Source organism: Devosia sp., from assembly GCF_017307565.1.
Classification (GTDB): domain Bacteria; phylum Pseudomonadota; class Alphaproteobacteria; order Rhizobiales; family Devosiaceae; genus Devosia.
The window spans coordinates 1-1,772 of sequence record NZ_JAFKHD010000001.1 but is presented as its reverse complement, the minus strand read 5'-3'; the positions used below and the strand labels follow the sequence as shown (position 1 = coordinate 1,772).

At 61.5% G+C, this 1,772-nt stretch carries 1 protein-coding gene; it reads right to left on the bottom strand.

The features are described from left to right. Positions 1-1,499: DNA gyrase subunit B (locus J0I64_RS00005; protein WP_291405209.1), on the bottom strand; the 1,499-nt coding region annotated here is incomplete at its 3' end. Positions 1,500-1,772: the final 273 nt, after the last annotated feature.

Below are 1,772 nucleotides of genomic sequence, written 5' to 3'. Positions count from 1 at the left end.
TCCTCGCGGCCAATGCCGGTGCCGAGCGCGGTGATCAGCGTGCCGACCTGGTCGGACGAGATCATGCGGTCAAAGCGCGCGCGCTCCACATTGAGAATCTTGCCGCGCAGCGGCAACACGGCCTGGTTGGAGCGGTCACGGCCTTGCTTGGCCGAACCACCTGCCGAGTCACCTTCCACGATGAAGATTTCCGACTTTGCCGGGTCGCGTTCCTGGCAATCCGCCAGCTTGCCGGGCAGCGAGGAGATTTCGAGCGCGCCCTTGCGGCGGGTCAGTTCGCGCGCCTTGCGGGCGGCTTCGCGAGCCGCAGCGGCTTCCACCACCTTGCCCACGATCACCTTGGCTTCGTTCGGGTGCTCTTCAAACCACTGGCCGAGCTTTTCGTTGACGATATTTTCGACAACGGGACGCACTTCGGAGGAGACCAGCTTGTCCTTGGTCTGGGACGAGAATTTCGGGTCCGGCACCTTTACCGACAGTACGCAGGTCAGGCCCTCGCGGGTATCGTCACCCGAAAGCTCGACCTTTTCCTTCTTGGCAATGCCCGAAGTCGTGGCATAGCTCGTCACCTGGCGCGTCAGCGCGCCACGCAGGCCCGCAAGGTGCGTGCCGCCGTCGCGCTGCGGGATGTTGTTGGTGAAGCAGAGCACGTTTTCGTGGTAGCTGTCGTTCCACTGCAGCGCCACTTCGACGGTGATCCCGTCCTTTTCCGAGCGCATGGTGATCGGGGCTTCCAGCACCGGCGCCTTCGACTTGTCGAGATATTTCACAAAGGCTTCGAGGCCGCCTTCATAGAACAGCTCAACCTCGATCGGCTCGGGGTGGCGGCGATCGCGCAGCAGGATGCGCACGCCCGAATTGAGGAAGGCCAGTTCGCGCAGGCGATGCTCGAGCGTCTTGAAGTCGAACTCCACCATGGTGAAGGTTTCAGGGCTCGGCAGGAAGCTGATTTCCGAGCCCGAACGCCCTTCATAGGTGCCCGGCAGCTTGTTCTCGACATAGGTGCCAACAACCTTGAGCGGCGCATCGGCAACGCCATGCGTAAAGCTCATCTCATGCACTTCGCCATCGCGGCGAATGTTGAGTTTCAGGAACACCGAGAGCGCGTTGACGACCGACACGCCCACGCCGTGCAGACCGCCGGAAACCTTGTAGGAATTCTGGTCGAACTTACCGCCGGCATGAAGCTGGGTCATGATGACCTCGGCCGCCGACACGCCTTCGGAAGCGTGAATGCCGGTCGGAATGCCACGGCCATTGTCGTTGACCGAGCAGGAGCCGTCGGCATTGAGCGTCACGGTCACGAGGTCGGCATGGCCGGCCAGCGCCTCGTCGATGGCGTTATCGACCACCTCGTAGACCATGTGATGCAGGCCCGAGCCGTCATCCGTGTCCCCGATATACATGCCGGGGCGCTTGCGCACGGCATCGAGCCCTTTCAGCACCTTGATGCTGTCGGCGCCATACTCGGTCGGGGTCGGATTTTCGCTGTCGCTCATGGGGTCCGAATCACTCGTATTTCTGGTCATTTCGTTCTAGCGGAATGGGGCTGGAACCCCAAGAAAATTGCCAGTTTTCGTGGCTTTTGGTGGGCATAAGAAAACAATCTTCATGCCATTTTTCGCCACCCCGGGAAGAAGGCGCCAGCAACTGCCGAACGCGCGGCAGTCTGCGCCCCTGCCTTTGTGGACTTCCGGCCGATCCACCCTCTCCCCAAGCGGGAGAAAAATGGAAAAAACTAGTCCCGCGCCACGCGGCCTTCGCGCACGGTA